We start from the raw sequence: 15511 nt of genomic DNA, 5'->3' as shown, positions 1-15511 counted from the left end.
GTTGATCATGAGGTTATTGCCACCCGGACGGCGTGTCGCGGGCAACAACCTCATGATCAACCGGGCGGGTGGGGGTGGGGCCTAGGGTCAGGATGTAGGTCAGGAAGGCTAGCCAGGTGGTGGCGCCGATGGTGATGCGCAGGGCCACCGGCAGGGGGGCGGGGGTGACGAACGCCTCGATCACCGCCGAGACGGCGAAGAGCCCGACCAGGCCGACGGCGACCAGGATGCCGTCGCGTCCGGCCCGAGCCACCGCCTGTCCCCGGGTCGACTGCTCCGGCGGCGCGATCCACGCCCACCCGATGCGCAGCCCCACCCCGGCGGCGACGAACACCCCGGTCAGCTCCAGCAGACCGTGCGGGGTGATCAGGCCGAAAAAGACGTCCGCCCGGTCGTAGGAGACCATCACCCCACCGACCACGCCGATGTTCACCGCGTTCTGCCAGAGCAGGTAGCCGACCGGCACGATCAGCACGCCCGCCGCCAGACACTTCGCCGCCAGCCAGGCGTTGTGCGTCCACAGGTGGAAGGCGAACGTCGGCGCGGAGAACTCCGTGTAGTAGCCGGCGAAACCGGACTCGACCAGTTCGGCGGCATCGTCGTCACCGATGAACGCCGCCGCCGTCTCCGGGTTGTCCGCCACGAACCACATCAGGGTGAAGGTGAGCAGGGTGAAAGCGGTCGCCACCGCACACCACCACGGCGCGGCCCGCCAGATGGCGCCGGGTAGGCCGGCCACCAGGAATCGTCGGAGGGTCCACCAGGAGAGACGGGGCCGGCTGGTGAGCCGCGCCCGTGCCCGGAGCACCACCTGGGACAGCTCACTGACCAGCGCCGGATCCGGCGAGCGACTACGCAGCACCGACAGTTGCGTGGTGGCCCGCTGGTAGAGCGCGACCAGCTCGTCGACCTCGGCCGGGTCGAGCCGTCGCTGAGCACAGAGCTGATTCAGCCGACGCCACTGTCCGCTGTGCTCCGCGACGTACGCGTCGACATCCACCAGCCACCTCCGACCGCGCGATCATAGTGTTCACTGTCGGGGTGAGCACAGCGGCGCGAGCGTGGACCACCCCCCGCTGGGGTGACGCCGGGCTGGTCAGCGGCGAAGCGGTCGAGCTGGACGTGCGGGCCGCCCGGATCGGCTCCCGGACGCTGGCCCTCCTGATCGACGTGCTGGTGCAACTGGTGGCCGGTCTGCTGCTCGCCGCGCTGACCGGGCTGACCCTGGCCGCACTGCCGTACGGGTTGCTCGACGCGGCGATGGAGCGGGCCCTGCTCACCGTCGGGCTCGTCCTGGTACTGGTCGGTTACCCCGTGATCTGGGAACGGTTCAACGACGGCCGGACGCCGGGCAAGGCTGCCGTCGGACTGCGCGTGGTCAGCGTCGACGGCGCTCCGGTCGGGTTCCGGCAGTCGCTGACCCGGGCGCTGGTCGGGGTCGCTGTGGAGTGGCCGGGTCTGGTGCTGCCACTGCTGTCCTGGGCAGTCGGGTTGACCGTGATGCTCAGCGACGACCGTGGCCGGCGACTGGGTGACCTGGCAGCGGGCACGCTGGTGGTGCACACCCGACCCGCGACCAGGTGGCGAGCGGTTCCGGCGACGGCGCCGCAGCTGGCCGGTTGGGCGTACTCCCTGGACCTGAGCCGGTTGGACGCGGACCTGGCGCTGGCCGTCCGGCAGTATCTGGCCCGGGCCCACGGGTTCAGTGAGCCGGCGCGCGGCGAATTGGCCCGGCTGCTGTGGCGGCAGGTCGCCGACGTGACCAGCCCGCCGCCTCCCGCCGGGCTGCCAGCGGCTCTGTACCTGGCCGCCGTCATCGCCGAGCGGCACCGACGGGCCCGTCGTCGCCTCGCCGGTGAACGCGCGCTCACCGAGGCACTGTGGTCCGGCGTCCCGGCCGCGTCGACCGCTGAGCGAACCAGGAGGTCAGGATGAGGGGTTTCGGGCCGTGGCTGGCGGTGCTCGCGCTGGTGCTGCTGCTCAGCGCGTTGCGGCTGCGGACCTTGGCGGCGCTGGTCTCCGTGACCTGGTTGCTGTGGTGTCTCTGGACCTGGATCCGCCCCACCCGCCACCACCGTCGACGCTGACTCCGACTGCGGGCCACTTCGGCCGGGACCGCTCCGCCCCCGGTAGGGCGGAGCGGTCCCGGATGTCGAAGAGCAGCCCGGACGACCACCTCCGGGGTCGGCCGCCGTGGGTCGGCCCCGGAGGTGGTGTCGATGCTCAGTAGCGGTAGTGGTCCGGCTTGAAGGGGCCCTCCACCGCGACGCCGAGGTAGGCGGCCTGCTCCTTGCTGAGCGTGGTCAGCTTGACGCCGAGCGCGTCCAGGTGCAGCCGGGCGACCTTCTCGTCGAGGTGCTTGGGCAGCACGTACACGCCGATCGGGTACTCGTCGGTCTTGGTGTACAGCTCGATCTGGGCGATCGTCTGGTTGGCGAACGAGTTCGACATCACGAAGCTCGGGTGGCCGGTGGCGTTGCCGAGGTTCAGCAGGCGGCCCTCGGAGAGCACGATGATGGCGTGACCGTCGTCGAAGCGCCACACGTCGACCTGCGGCTTGATGTTCTCCCGGGTGACGTCCGAGCGCTTCGCCAGGCCGGCCATGTCGATCTCGTTGTCGAAGTGGCCGATGTTGCCGACGATGGCCTGGTGCTTCATCCGGGCCATGTGCTCGTTGGTGATGACGTCGTAGCAGCCGGTGGCGGTGATGAAGATGTCGGCCTGCTCGACCACGTCGTCCAGGGTGGCGACCTGGTAACCGTCCATGGCCGCCTGGAGCGCGCAGATCGGATCGACCTCGGTCACCACGACCCGGGCACCCTGGCCACGCAGTGACTCCGCGCAGCCCTTGCCGACGTCGCCGTAGCCGAGCACGACGGCCATCTTGCCGCCGATGAGCGTGTCGGTGGCGCGGTTGATGCCGTCGATGAGCGAGTGGCGGCAGCCGTACTTGTTGTCGAACTTGCTCTTGGTCACCGAGTCGTTGACGTTGATGGCCGGGAAGAGCAGCGTGCCGGCGCGGTGCATCTCGTAGAGCCGGTGCACGCCCGTGGTGGTCTCCTCGGTGACACCCTTGATGCTGGCGGCGATCCGGGTCCACCGATGACCGTTCGCGGCCAGCGAGCGGTGCAGCAGGTCGAGGATGACCGCGTACTCCTCGGAGTCGGCGGACTCCACCGGCGGCACGACGCCGGCCTTCTCGAACTCGACTCCCTTGTGGACGAGCAGGGTGGCGTCGCCACCGTCGTCCAGAATCATGTTCGGGCCGTCTCCGTCGGGCCAGTCGAGCACCTGCTCGGTGCACCACCAGTACTCCGGGAGAGTCTCGCCCTTCCACGCGTACACCGGAACGCCGGCCGGCGCGTCGACGGTGCCCTCAGGGCCGACGACGATCGCGGCGGCAGCGTGGTCCTGGGTGGAGAAGATGTTGCACGACGCCCAGCGGACCTGTGCGCCGAGCGCGACCAGGGTCTCGATCAGCACGGCGGTCTGAATCGTCATGTGCAGCGACCCGGTGATGCGGGCGCCCGCGAGGGGCTGCGCGTCGGCGAACTCGCGGCGGATCGCCATCAGGCCCGGCATCTCGTGCTCGGCGAGGCGAATCTCCTTGCGCCCGAACTCGGCGAGCGACAGATCCGCCACCTTGTAGTCGCCCTCGGCGACAGTACGCGGCCGGGCCTCGGACGACGTGCCGCTGGCGGACGCCGGGAGAGTGCTGGTCATGAAAGCTCCTGTCGGACGATGGTGCTGCGCGACCTCCCACCTTACGCGCGCCCCCGACGGGCTGGTGGGTCGGTTACGGACAGCGCACGGGGCGGCCGGCGTGGACGTGTGCCGCCCATCTCCGTCCGCCCCGTGCATCCCCCCGGTTTGGTTCCCCCGCGCGCTCTCGGACCATCGTCGCGATAACGCTGCGCACTCATAGAGTCACACTAAGCGAGAGGCGAGTCAAGCTATTCCGGAAAAGTCGGACTTGTAGTTTGAGGTTGATGCCGTCGCCAGACTCACGAAAGGCTCAGAGCTGGCCGGTCGAAGCGACGTACGTCTCACCGTCGCCGGTCACCGTCAGTGCACCCCCAGCGGCCGGCCCGACAGCGGCCCGACCCGGGCTCAGAGCCACTGACGCCACCCCGTCGGTCACGGTGATCCGACCGGCGGTGCACAACACCACCCGGGGGCCTGGCACCGCCAACGTCACCTCGCGCGGCCCACCGCCCACGGTCACCCGATGCAACGCGAAGTCGTCCACCGGCACCGGCCAGGTCACCACACCGTCGGCGACGCTCCGGGGCGCGATCACCGGCTCGTCGAGCACCTCGAAGCGGAGCACCCGCAACAGCTCGGCCACTGCCACGTGCTTCGGGGTCAGCCCGCCGCGCAACACGTTGTCACTGGCGGCCATCACCTCCACGCCGGTACCGCTCAGGTAGGCGTGCAGGTTTCCGGCCGGCATCCAGATCGCCTCACCGGGCGCCAGCCGTACCCGGTTGAGCAGCAGCGCCACCAGCACTCCCGGGTCAGCCGGGTAGGCACCGGCCAGCAGGGCCACCAGGTCCGCGTCCGGCCCGCCTGCCGTCCGGGCCGCCGCCACCAGGCCCGCACGCTCCGCCGTCGGCCACTCCAGCAGCCGGCGTACGGCCTCGGCCAGCCCCGCCGGCCCGGCAGCCAACGCGTCCAGCACCGGCCGCAGCTGCGGTACGCCCAGCGCGGCGAGCGACCGCGCCGAGGCTGCAGGATCCCGGAACCCGCACAACGCCTCCATCGGCCCGAGCGCCACCAGCAGCTCCGGCTTGTGGAACGGGTCCACGTAGTTGCGGTGCCCACCGGGCCGGGCCTGCTCGGCGGCGTGACCGGCCCGGGCCTGCTCGGCGTCCGGATGTGCCTGAAGGCTCAGCGGCGCCGCCGCGGCCAGCACCTTGAGCAGGAACGGCAGGCGGGTCCCGAACCGGTCCAGCACCGGCTGGCCGAGCCAGTCGACCGGCTCGGCGGCGAGCACCTCGGTGAGCGCGATCCGCCGGCCTTCGCGCTCGACGGCGGCCGGCGCGCCCGGGTGCGCCCCGAGCCACAGCTCCGCCTCGGGCGTCGCGCTCGGCACCGGCCGCCCCTGGAGTTCGGCGATCGCCGAGCGGGAGCCCCAGGCGTAGTCCTTGATCGGCCCGTGCAGCGGTTCCACGGTCAGCTCCCGGTACGCCCGGACGTGGTGGAGGGCTCAGCCGGGACCCGGTAGATGTCCGGTTCGAGGTAGATGACCCGGGCCACCGGTACGGCCGCCCGGATCCGCTGCTCCACCGCGTCGATTCCCCGGGCCAGGTCCTCGGCGCTCTCGCACCGCGACACCGCGATCTTCGCGGCCACCATCAGCTCCTCCGGACCGAGGTAGAGGGTCTTCATGTGGATGATCCGCTCCACCTCGGGGCCGGCGGTGACCGCCTGCTCGATGGCCGAGACGTCCGCCGGCTCGGCTCCCTCGCCCAGCAGCAGGCTCTTGGTCTCCACCGCCAGCACGATCGCGATGGTCACCAGCAGCAGACCGATCATCGCGGTGCCGGCCGCGTCCCACCGGCCGTTGCCGGTGGCCAGGGTCATGCCCACCCCGAACAGCGCGAAGACCAGGCCGACCAGCGCGCCGAAGTCCTCCAGCAGCACCACCGGCAGCTCCGGCGCCTTCGACCGGCGGATGAACCGGGTCCAGGACTCGCGGCCCCGGACCAGGTTCGACTCCCTGATGGCGGTCCGGAAGGAGAACGACTCCATCACGATCGCCACCACCAGCACGGTCACCGGCACCCACTGCCAACTGGTGATGCCGTGCGGATCGGACCACTTGTGCCACGCCTCGTAGAGCGCGAACAAGCCGCCCAGGCTGAACAGCACGATCGAGACGATGAACGCGTAGACGTAGCGCTCCCGACCGTAACCGAAGGGGTGCTGCGGAGTGGCGGCCCGCCGCGCCCGCTTGCCACCGAGCAGCAGCAGGGCCTGGTTGCCCGCGTCGGCGACCGAGTGGATGGACTCGGCGAGCATCGACGACGAACTCGTCAGCAGGTAGGCCACGAACTTCGTCACGGCGATGCCGGCGTTGGCGAGCAGCGCGGCGACGATCGCCTTGACGCCACCGTTCGCGCTCACTGGTTGGCCAGTTCCTTCATCTCGGTGATCGCCGGCACCGCCATCGGGTCCAGACCGTGCGCCAACGCCAGGTAGATGGACGCGAAGTCCGGCACCGCCACCAGGGAGGCGAGTCGCTCCAGCGCCGAACCGCCCTCGGCGGTGACCACGTCGCACCGTACGCCCCGACGCTCGGCGAGGGTCTGCACCGCGTCCGCGCGCCGTTCCTCGACGGCCAGTGGCTCGTCGGCGTCGTCCTCGGCGTTCAGGCCGCCGTCGCGCAGCAGCACCAACCGCAGGCGGGTGCCCTCACCGTCCGACTCGTCCGGGTCGGCGAAGATGTCCCGCTCCCCCTCGGCCAGCCCACCGAACACACCGTCGAGCAGGCCGACCCGGCCCCGACCCGCCTCGCCGAGCGCACCGGTGACCACCGGGTACCGGGCGTTGGCCGACAGGGTGTCGCCGAAGCGACGGGCGGCGACCGAGGCCAGCGGCGACGAGCCCCACACGATCGGGATCGACCCGGCCAGGCCGAGGGCGAGGGACTTCGCCGGATTGACGAAGGACTCCGCGCTCGGGCGGCTGCGGTCGGCGTCGGCGTCCAAGCGGGCCGCCGTCTCCGCCAGATCCGCCTCGTTCACCTTGACCAGCCCGAGGGCCCGGGCGGCGAGCAGGACCGGCACGGTCAGCCCCCAGAGGCTGGCCCGGGCCGGCGCCCGCCGGGGCACCGGGATGAACGGGGCACGGGCCCGCTCGGCGACCGAGTGCAGTTGCGAGTCGGCCGGGCCCACCGCCACCAACCGGGCACCCCGGCGGTGGGCAGCCTCCGCGGCCCCCAACGCCTCGGGGCTGCGACCGGAGGCACTGACCGCGATCACGACGTCGGCGGCGCCGACCCAGCCCGGCACACCGGCGCTGCGGTGCGCGATGACCGGCACCGGGCAGCGCGGCCCGGCGACCGTGGCCAGCACGTCACCGGTACGCCCGGCGGTGCCGATGCCGGCGATCACGACCGCCCGGGGGCGTCCCTCGTCGGCGAGGACGGCGAGATTCGCCTCGGCGGCCAGCGCCGCCGACTCGCGGACCTGCGCGCCCGCCGAGGCGGTGTGCCGCAGCATGCCGCCCGGATCCCGCTCGGCGAGCGCCTGCGGGTCGTCGAGGAGCCGTTCGTCGGCGTTGCGGTGTCCGCTGACGCCGGCCGTTCCGTCGATCACGATCCCTCCGCGGGGCCACGCGCCTCGTCCAGCAGCAGCACCGGCACGTCGTCGCGGACCTCGAAGATCCGGCCGCACTCGGTGCAGGTCAGCGTCTGTGCCTGCGCGTCATAGGTCAGCGGGGCATGGTGTGTGTCCGGGCAGGCGAGGATTTCCAGCAACTGCGGGTCGAGGGCCACTGCGCGGCTCCTTCCACGTACGCGGCTTCACCGGTCGGCGGTGCCGACCGGACCGAGCGATCCTATCGGCGAACCCGATCGAGCACCTCGTCGCGCAGCGCGGCCATCCGCTCGGCGGTCGGTGCCTCGACGTTGAGCCGCAGCAGCGGCTCGGTGTTCGAGGCGCGCAGGTTGAACCACGCCCCATCGGCAAAGCGCAGAGTCAATCCGTCCATTTCATCGGCCTCGGCGTCCGGGTAGGCGGCACGCACCTCGGCCACCTTCGCCGCCTGGTCCGCCACGGTGGAGTTGATCTCGCCCGAGGCGGCGTACCGCTCGTACTCGGCGGCCAGCGTGGACAGCGGCAGTGGCTGCTCGCCGAGCGCGGCCAGGGTGTGCATCGCCGCCAGCATGCCGGTGTCGGCGAACCAGAAGTCCCGGAAGTAGTAGTGCGCCGAGTGCTCACCACCGAAGACCGCATTGGTGCGCGCCATCTCGGCCTTGATGAACGAGTGACCCACCCGGGCCACCACCGGCTCACCGCCGTGCTCGCGAATGATCTCGGGCACCGCGCTGGAGGTGATCAGGTTGTGGATCACCGTGGCACCGGGGTGCTTGGCCAACTCGCGGGCCGCCACCAACGCGGTGATCGCCGACGGGGAGACCGGCTCGCCGCGCTCGTCCACCACGAAGCAGCGGTCGGCGTCACCGTCGAAGGCCAGTCCGATGTCCGCGCCGTGCGCCACCACCGCGCGCTGCAGGTCGACCAGGTTGGCCGGATCCAGTGGGTTGGCTTCGTGGTTGGGGAACGTGCCGTCCAGTTCGAAGTACAACGGCACGATCCGCAGCGGCAGGGCCGCCAGGGCGGCGTCGCCGAGCACACTCGGCACGGTGTGCCCACCCATTCCGTTGCCCGCATCCACCACCACGGTCAACGGCCGGATGCCGGAGAGGTCCACCAGCGTGCGCAGGTGTGCCGCGTAGTCGGGCAGCAGGTCACGCCGCTGCGTCGGGGCGATCGGCTCGCCGAGCGGCTCGTCCTTGTCGAGCAGGGCCTGGGCCCGGTCGCGGACCTCGGCCAGCCCGCTGTCCTGTCCGACCGGGCGAGCACCGGCGTGACACAGCTTGATGCCGTTGTACTGCGCCGGGTTGTGGCTGGCGGTGAACATCGCACCGGGCAACCCGAGCGAACCGGAGGCGTAGTAGACCATGTCGGTCGAGGCGAGCCCGATCTCGATGACGGGCCGCCCCTCGGCGCGTACGCCGGTGGCGAAGGCAGCGGCCAGCCCGGGCCCGGAGGCCCGCATGTCATGCCCGATCAGTACCGCCTGCCCCGGCTCGCCGACGCCGTCGAGCATCTGGGCGAAGGCGACGCCGAGCGCACCGGCCACACGCTCGTCCCACTGCTCCGGCACCGTCCCACGAACGTCGTACGCCTTCACGATCCGGGACAGATCAGACACCGATTTCACTCCTCGCCTGCAAGTCGTCAACGAAGCTGAGCGTATCGGAGTGAAGACACTCACCCCGGCTCAGCCGCCGAGCCCGCGCCCGTACTCCGGCTCGTCGCCCTTCTCGACGCCCGGTGACCCGTCCGGATGTCCGGGCACCACGCCCTGACCGGGCTCACTCGACGGCACGGAGGCCGACCCGGACGGTGGGCCCGAGATCGGTCCGACCGGCCACGACGTCGGCGCGGCCAGGTTGGGTGGCGGGGCAGAGGTGGGCGGCACGGGCCGCGCAGGTGGCACGGCCGCACGGGCGGAGGTGCCGGGCGGGACCGCCCGGGGCGGACCAGCCGGGTCACCCGGCCGGGTCGCTTCGCTCGGGTCGGCCGGCCGGGCACCGTACAGACCGCCGGTGGGGCGGGGTGCCGGGGCGCCGCCGTAGACCCGTGGTGTGCTGGGCCGACTCGTCCCGTACGCCTGGCCGGTTGCTGCCGGCGGCAGACCCGCCAGGTCGGGTGGCGGTGCCGGCACGGTGCCCGGCGGTACCGGGGCGGAGCTGACCGGCGCGGCGCCCTGACCGGTGCCGGAACGGTAGGTGGTGCCGCCCGGGTTGCGCGGCGGCGGGATCTCCAGCCCACCGGTCGGTCGTCTCCGGTCCTTGCGATCCTTGCGGGAGCGGTGGATCAACAGCCCGATCAGCAGCGCACCGGCGGCGACCATCGCGATGCCGAAATACATCACCGGTGACCCGCCGGAGGACTCACCCGCGGTCTGAGCGAGATCGCCCGTCGTCTCGGCGGCGAGCGCCACGGTCGGCGACGGCTCGACGGCCGGCTCCTCGGCCACCTTCGTGCTGGGCGACGGCGATGGTGTCGGTGACGGGGAGGGCGACGCGGAGACTCGCCCGCCCACCACCCGGGACGACGCGGCCGCCCGGCCCAGCACGACACCCCGCGCCGTGGTCGCCTCGCCGGTCACCACCAGCCGACCGCCGGGGGCATCCGCGGCGAAGGCCACGCGGTACCGCATCGCCACCCGCTTGCCCTTGCAGATCTCGTCCTTGCCCGGGGCGACCCGTGCGGTGGTGACCAGTCCGGTCTGACCGGAGACGCCCACCGGCACCCAGCGACCCCCGACGTTCGCCTGCACCGCCACCTGGTCGGACCGTACGTCGGGCAGGCTCAGACCCAGCGCGGTGCGCACCCGCACGCACCCGTCGGTGCGCTTGCGCACCTCCACCGTGACACCCCCGACGGAACGGCCTGCGGTGAAGCTGCCCGCCGAACGCACCCGCACCCGGTCCTCGTCGGCGTGCGCGGGAGCGCCACCGAGCGCCACCAGGGCACCCAGGAACACGCAGACCGCTGCGAGCCGGGCCGTGTGCCGACGTACCGACATGATCAACCACCGTTCCTCCCCCGACGGGGGAACGCCGGTCAGGCTACTACCGGGGCCGGACCTCGGCTGGCCATCGAGCACCCCGCATGTGCGCCGCGCCACGTCGCGACGGCTGCTCGGCGGTCAGCGTCGCCCGCCGAGCAGCTCCGCCGGTCAGCAGTCCCGGACCGCGTCGCGGCTCGCCGGTCCGGTGGCTGGCCGACCCGCTCAGCGCAGGAGTTCGACGGTGTTGTTGCGCACCAGGTTCTTGCCCGGTTCCCGGATCTGCTCCATCGCCGCGGAGTTCAGCAGCACACAACTGCCCGAGGGGCCGGTGATGGTGACCGTGGTCGTCTTGTTGTTGTCCAGGTTGGTCACTCGCAACCGGGTGCCGATCGGAAAGCGGTCGCTCGTCGCGGCCGGCCCGGCGGCCTCGTCGAAGAAGGTGATCGCGCCCTGGCAGGCCGAGCCGTTGACCGGACGGGCCGCCGGCGGCGAGACCGAACCCGGCCGGTCGCCGACCATGCCGGGGCGTCCCGCGCCCGGCTGCACGACGGCGTCGCCGATCCGTTCGACCACGTTGCGCCGGATCACGTTCCTGCCCGGCTCGCGGACCAGCTCCATGGCAGCGGCGTTGAGCAGTACGCAACTGCCCGACGGCCCGACCACCGTCACCTCCGCCGACTTGTCGTTGTCCAGGTTCGTCACCCGCAGCCGGGTGCCGACCGGGAACTGGTTGCTGGTGGCGGCCGGTGCGCCCTCCTCGGCCGAGAACGTGATCGATCCCGAGCAGACGCTCTGTCGGGTCGGTGCGCTGTCCGCGAACCCGAGTCCGGTGCCCACCGCCACCGTCGCCGCAGCGACCACCGCCACCCCCGCCGCCAGCACGTGCTTCCGCTGCAGCTTCACCTGTTCCTCCAGTCCTCACACCCTTGTGTTCGAGGGCTGGTACGGCCGGGGAACGCCTTCCAGTTCATCGTCGTGACACTTATCGAAACAAGCTTCGACGACACCGGCGACAGGGCCGGTCATACCGGGCCGTAACGGGTGCGCGGCGAGCCGGTCAACAACGCCCAGTAGCGGTCCCCGTACGACCAGTGCCACCACTCGGTCGGGTAGTTGACCAGGCCGGCCCCGAGCAGCGCATCCGCCATGACCTGCCGGTGCCGGCGAGCGTCGACACCGATCGACGTCGACGCGGTGAAGCAGGCGTTGTCGCTCGCCTCCGGCGTGGCGTCCACCGCGGTGCCCATGTCCAGTTCGACGCCGTCGACGGTGCACAGCGTCAGGTCCACCGCGCCGCCGGTGCTGTGCGGCGCCACCTCCACCGGCGAGACGAACTTGGTGGTCTCCCGGTGCAACCGCTCCGGAGGCCACTCCGGGTGGGCCCGCCGCAGTTCCTCCTGATAGCCGGTGAAGATGTCCAGCTGCGCCTGGTAGGGCCGGTAACCCTCGATGATCAACAGGCGTACCCCGTCCGGCAACGCGCGCTGCGCCATCAGCAGCCGCTCCACCACCGACCGACGCAACCGGGCGTACGCGCCGACCGGATCGGCCGCCCGCTCGTCCAACCGCAACTCGGGGATCTCGCGCAGGTCGACCAGCGGCTCACCGTCGTCGGCACCGCGTACCGCCGCGACCCGCGGATCGCAGAGGAGAATCATCGCCCGGCTCCCCCGGCGGGACGCTCCGCGTGCCGGGCGAAGGCCAGCGCGACCAGGCGATCCAGGATCTCGCGGTAACCGACACCAGCCGCCGCCCACACCTTCGGATACATCGAGTGCGCGGTGAAACCTGGCATGGTGTTCAACTCGTTGACGTACAGCTCGCCGGAGTCCTCGTCGTAGAGGAAGTCGACCCGGGCCAGACCCCAACCGCCGATCGCGGCGAACGCCCGCACCGACAACTCCCGGATCCGCTCGGTCACCTCCTGCGGCAGCGGGGCCGGGACGATCATCGGATCGATGTCACCGAAGTACTTCTGGCGGTAGTCGAACCAGCCGCCGCTGACCCGCACCTCGCCGACCGCTGAGGCGTCCGGACGGGTACCGCCGAGCACCCCGCACTCCAGCTCCCGGCCGTTCACCCCCTGCTCCACCACGACCACCGTGTCGTGTCGCAGCGCCTCCTCGATGGCCGCCCCCAGGTCGTCGCTCTCGGCCACCCGGGAGATACCGATCGAGGAACCCATCCGGGCCGGCTTGACGAACAGCGGCCGGTTCAGTCCCAGCACCAGCTTCTCCGGATCCTCCGTGGTCCGGTAGGTGGTCGCGTCGAAGGAGACGTGCGGGGTGATCGGCACCCCCTCGGCCCGCAACGCCCGCTTCATCGCCACCTTGTCCATTCCGACGGCGGAGGCGAGGATGCCACACCCGACGTACGGCACGCCCAGGGATTCGAGCAGCCCCTGCACCACCCCGTCCTCACCGAACGGGCCGTGCAGCGCCGGGAAGACCACGTCCAGTTCGGCGTGCACCGCGCCAGGAGCGTCCATCCCGGTCACCACCGCCGTACCGGGGCGCGGCCCGGCCCGCAGTTCCACCGCCGGACCGATCACCGTCAAGCGGTCGTCGATGGCCCGCGAGCCGGCCGATCCACCGAGGAATCCGGACAACGCCGCATCCGGGACGAGCCGCAGCCCACCGCTGCGGGTGACCCCGATGGCGACGATGCGGTACCCGCCGCCGGCCAGTGCTCGGGCCACACCGAGCGCCGAGGCGCAGGAGACGTCGTGCTCCGCCGACGGCCCGCCGAACAGGATTCCGATCCGCACTGGTGCACTCATGCCCCTACCTCGCTTCGCTCGTCACCGGGCCTGCGGCCCGACCACACGATGATCAGCTCGCTCATGCCACTGCCACCTCTTCCTCAAGTCGGGCGGTAGCCGCCAGTCGGGCGACCAGCTGCGCCTCCACGTTTCCGCCGGTCAACACCACGCCGACGGTGCGCCGACGCTGCCCACCGGCAGCCGCCGCTGGCAGCCGCTCGGCGACCGACAGCGCACCGTCAGCGGCGAGCCGTAGCGCGCCAGCCAGACCGGCCGCGCCCGACGGTTCGGTCAGCACCTTCAGTTCCAGCAGAAGCAGCCGGAACGCCTCCACGATCTCGTCGTCGTCCACCCGCACCACCCCGCGCAGGCGGGTGCGCAGGACGGCGAAGGGCAGCTCGCCCACGCAGGACGGGCGCAGTCCGTCAGCGATCGTTGGCGCGGGCGTGACCGGAACCGGGCGACCGGCCGCCAGGCTGCGGGCCAACGAGTCGCAACCACGCGGCTCCACGCCGTACACCTCGATGGGCCGACCTGTCGCGGCCAGACACGCGCCCGCCGCACCCCCACCGCCACCAACCGGCAGCACGAGGGCGTCCAACGGGGTGCCGGCCCGCTCGGCCTCCTCGATCAGTTCGAGACTGGCGCTACCCTGCCCGGCGATGACGTCCGGATGGTCGTACGCGTCGACGATCGGGTGACCGGTCTCGTCGCTCACCCGGCCCGCCACGGCCAGCCGCTCCTCGACCGTCGTACCGGCGAGGACCACCCGGGCCCCCGCCGCACGGGCCCGGGCCACCTTCGTCGGTGCCGCATCGACCGGGAGTACCACCGTGGCGGCCAACTCGAACCGCCGAGCCGCGAGCGCCACCGCCACCGCGTGGTTGCCGGTGCTCTGGGCGACCACCCCGGCGTGTCCGGCCGCCGCCAGCCGGCTCACCGCGAACAGCCCGCCGCGCATCTTGTACGAGCCACCAGCCTGCAGGTTCTCCGCCTTCAGCAGCACCCGGGCGCCGGCCAACCGGTCGATGGCGGGTGCGCGCAGCACCGGGGTACGCAACACCCGGCCGGCCAGCCACCGGGCTGCCTCCGGCACGTCGATGGGAGCCGGGGCGGCTCCGGACGGATCGATGTGGGACATGTCCTCTCCTTTGACGTCGATCAGCGAGATGCCGTCGGCGCGGACGCCGCTGACGACCCCGACACGGACAGGTGTGGCGCTCCCGGCGCGGACGACTCAGGCGCTCCCGGCGCGGACGGCTCTGGCTCGCTCGGCGCGGACGGCTCTGGCTTGCTCGGCGCGGACGGGGGTGGTGCTTTCGGGACGAGTGGTCGGGGTGCCGGGCGTCTGGCGGCGTCGCCCCGGCCAGGCAGGTCGAAAAGCCACGTCGCTCGGGCTGTCAGCAGCAGCCGGTGCAGGCCGAGGCTGACCGCCAGCACAGCGACGGTGAGGGAGAACGGAAAGCCGAGGGCCAGCCCGAACCGGGTGGGGTCGTCCAAACCCGCGATCGGATCGGCGATCAGTCGATGCAGCAGGGCCAGCACCGGCATGTGGATCACGTAGATCGGCAATGTCTGGCGGCCGAGGGCGGCGAGTGGCTCGCCGACCGTCGACCAGGCGGCCAGGCGGACCGCCACGGCAATGCCGAACAGAACCGCGAGGACGGAGAGCAGCGGTGCCACGCCGGGCAGTGCAGCGGTGCCGGTCGCCGCCACGGCGACCAGCGCGGCGGCGTACGCCCCTGCTGCCAGCAGCAACCGTCGGCCGTCGACGGCGTCGGCCCACCGCAGGACGTACCCGCGTAGATGCAGGCCGGCCAGGAAGAACACCAGGTTCTGGTAGAGCCCGCCCCGGTTACCCGGAGTGTCGAGCAGTCCTGCGGCGGCGATGGCGCTCAACGTGCCGGCGGCGACCAGCAGCACCGCCGGATGGACCCGTCGCAGCGCCTTGGCCAGCACGAAGTACAGCGCCAGCGCGTACAGGTACCAGAGGTTGGACGGCGTGACCGTCAGCTGTGCCAGCAGACCACCGAGGTCGCTCGCCCGGTCGGTCGGGAAATCCGGGACCAGGGTCAGCACGGCAGTGTGGATCACCAGCCAGACGCCGTACAGGTAGAGGAAGCGGGTGATCCGGGGCCGGGTCACCGACCGCCAGGGCCGCTGCACGGCGGCCGCCGCGAACATGCCGGAGATGGTGAAGAACAGCGGCATCCGCATCGGCAGCAGCAGCTCGCCGAAGGTCCCCCAGGCACCGGGCACCGGCACGTCGAGCCGCCAGTCGATCTGGAGGTAGTCCTTGACGATCACGTGCCAGAGCAGGACCAGCAGGATGCAACCGCCCTTGGCGACATCAGCCCAGGCCAACCTGGTGCCGCCCGATGCCTGCCCAGTGCCGGTCGTGACCGATCCGATGCCGGACGTGGCCGATCCGATGCCGGA

At 71.8% G+C, this 15511-nt stretch carries 15 protein-coding genes; 2 read left to right on the top strand and 13 right to left on the bottom strand.

The window, feature by feature from the left end; all coding sequences use genetic code 11:
- Window positions 1-13: 13 nt before the first annotated feature.
- Window positions 14-1000, bottom strand: a complete 987-nt coding sequence (locus tag Vlu01_RS01620) for a stage II sporulation protein M (RefSeq protein ID WP_203991695.1) — start codon at window positions 998-1000, stop codon at window positions 14-16.
- A 41-nt stretch (window positions 1001-1041) separates the two neighbouring features.
- On the opposite strand from Vlu01_RS01620, the gene Vlu01_RS01615 reads away from it, so the two are divergent.
- Window positions 1042-1935 (top strand): RDD family protein, encoded by an 894-nt coding sequence (locus tag Vlu01_RS01615; protein ID WP_239095632.1) that lies wholly within the window; start codon window positions 1042-1044, stop codon window positions 1933-1935.
- A complete protein-coding gene (locus Vlu01_RS01610; RefSeq protein WP_203991692.1) occupies window positions 1932-2087 on the top strand; it encodes a hypothetical protein in 156 nt (51 codons plus the stop codon). Before Vlu01_RS01615 ends, Vlu01_RS01610 begins: the two co-directional genes overlap by 4 nt.
- 136 nt (window positions 2088-2223) lie before the next feature.
- On the opposite strand, the gene ahcY is transcribed toward Vlu01_RS01610, so the two are convergent.
- From ahcY to Vlu01_RS01550, 12 genes are all read right to left on the bottom strand, one after another.
- The gene (gene ahcY, locus Vlu01_RS01605) at window positions 2224-3723 is read right to left on the bottom strand and encodes an adenosylhomocysteinase (RefSeq protein WP_203991687.1); all 1500 of its coding nucleotides are present in this window, start codon (window positions 3721-3723) and stop codon (window positions 2224-2226) included.
- Between the two features lie 292 nt (window positions 3724-4015).
- Complete coding sequence (gene manA / locus Vlu01_RS01600; protein WP_203991684.1) at window positions 4016-5173, bottom strand: mannose-6-phosphate isomerase, class I; 1158 nt, start codon at window positions 5171-5173, stop codon at window positions 4016-4018.
- A gap of 2 nt (window positions 5174-5175) precedes the next feature.
- On the bottom strand, window positions 5176-6129 hold the full coding sequence (locus Vlu01_RS01595; protein WP_203991682.1) for a cation diffusion facilitator family transporter: 954 nt from the start codon (window positions 6127-6129) through the stop codon (window positions 5176-5178).
- Window positions 6126-7322 carry an SIS domain-containing protein gene (locus Vlu01_RS01590; RefSeq protein WP_203991678.1) on the bottom strand — a complete coding sequence of 399 codons (1197 nt, stop codon included), beginning with the start codon at window positions 7320-7322 and terminating at the stop codon, window positions 6126-6128. The genes Vlu01_RS01595 and Vlu01_RS01590 overlap by 4 nt, the downstream gene beginning before the upstream one ends.
- Window positions 7319-7501: a Trm112 family protein gene (locus Vlu01_RS01585; RefSeq protein WP_203991675.1), complete on the bottom strand. Its 183-nt coding sequence runs from the start codon at window positions 7499-7501 to the stop codon at window positions 7319-7321. Before Vlu01_RS01585 ends, Vlu01_RS01590 begins: the two co-directional genes overlap by 4 nt.
- 62 nt (window positions 7502-7563) lie before the next feature.
- Complete coding sequence (locus Vlu01_RS01580; protein WP_203991672.1) at window positions 7564-8943, bottom strand: phosphomannomutase/phosphoglucomutase; 1380 nt, start codon at window positions 8941-8943, stop codon at window positions 7564-7566.
- 69 nt (window positions 8944-9012) lie between these two features.
- A complete protein-coding gene (locus tag Vlu01_RS01575; RefSeq protein ID WP_203991669.1) occupies window positions 9013-10326 on the bottom strand; it encodes a hypothetical protein in 1314 nt (437 codons plus the stop codon).
- 207 nt (window positions 10327-10533) lie between these two features.
- Window positions 10534-11214: an RlpA-like double-psi beta-barrel domain-containing protein gene (locus Vlu01_RS01570; protein WP_203991666.1), complete on the bottom strand. Its 681-nt coding sequence runs from the start codon at window positions 11212-11214 to the stop codon at window positions 10534-10536.
- 119 nt (window positions 11215-11333) lie between these two features.
- Window positions 11334-11969: a M15 family metallopeptidase gene (locus tag Vlu01_RS01565; protein ID WP_203991663.1), complete on the bottom strand. Its 636-nt coding sequence runs from the start codon at window positions 11967-11969 to the stop codon at window positions 11334-11336.
- On the bottom strand, window positions 11966-13090 hold the full coding sequence (locus Vlu01_RS01560) for a D-alanine--D-alanine ligase family protein (protein ID WP_203991659.1): 1125 nt from the start codon (window positions 13088-13090) through the stop codon (window positions 11966-11968). Before Vlu01_RS01560 ends, Vlu01_RS01565 begins: the two co-directional genes overlap by 4 nt.
- Window positions 13091-13151: 61 nt before the next feature.
- On the bottom strand, window positions 13152-14213 hold the full coding sequence (locus Vlu01_RS01555) for a threonine ammonia-lyase (protein ID WP_239095631.1): 1062 nt from the start codon (window positions 14211-14213) through the stop codon (window positions 13152-13154).
- A 20-nt stretch (window positions 14214-14233) separates the two neighbouring features.
- Window positions 14234-15511, bottom strand: a 1278-nt coding sequence (locus Vlu01_RS01550) for an acyltransferase family protein (RefSeq protein WP_373307235.1), incomplete at its 5' end; no start/stop codon positions are given.

Origin of the sequence: Micromonospora lutea (genome assembly GCF_016863535.1) — a bacterium.
Classification (GTDB): Bacteria; Actinomycetota; Actinomycetes; order Mycobacteriales; family Micromonosporaceae; genus Micromonospora; species Micromonospora lutea.
Note: the sequence above shows the minus strand (reverse complement) of the source record. Positions and strands in the feature narration are given on the sequence as shown.

What these genes read in the sequence shown, in the direction of transcription:
- Vlu01_RS01575 (WP_203991669.1), bottom strand. Translation starts at nt 10,326, where the DNA reads ATGTCGGTACGTCGGCACACGGCCCGGCTCGCAGCGGTCTGCGTGTTC.
- Vlu01_RS01565 (WP_203991663.1), bottom strand. Translation starts at nt 11,969, where the DNA reads ATGATTCTCCTCTGCGATCCGCGGGTCGCGGCGGTACGCGGTGCCGAC.
- Vlu01_RS01560 (WP_203991659.1), bottom strand. Translation starts at nt 13,090, where the DNA reads ATGAGTGCACCAGTGCGGATCGGAATCCTGTTCGGCGGGCCGTCGGCG.
- ahcY (WP_203991687.1), bottom strand. Translation starts at nt 3,723, where the DNA reads ATGACCAGCACTCTCCCGGCGTCCGCCAGCGGCACGTCGTCCGAGGCC.
- Vlu01_RS01555 (WP_239095631.1), bottom strand. Translation starts at nt 14,213, where the DNA reads ATGTCCCACATCGATCCGTCCGGAGCCGCCCCGGCTCCCATCGACGTG.
- Vlu01_RS01610 (WP_203991692.1), top strand. Translation starts at nt 1,932, where the DNA reads ATGAGGGGTTTCGGGCCGTGGCTGGCGGTGCTCGCGCTGGTGCTGCTG.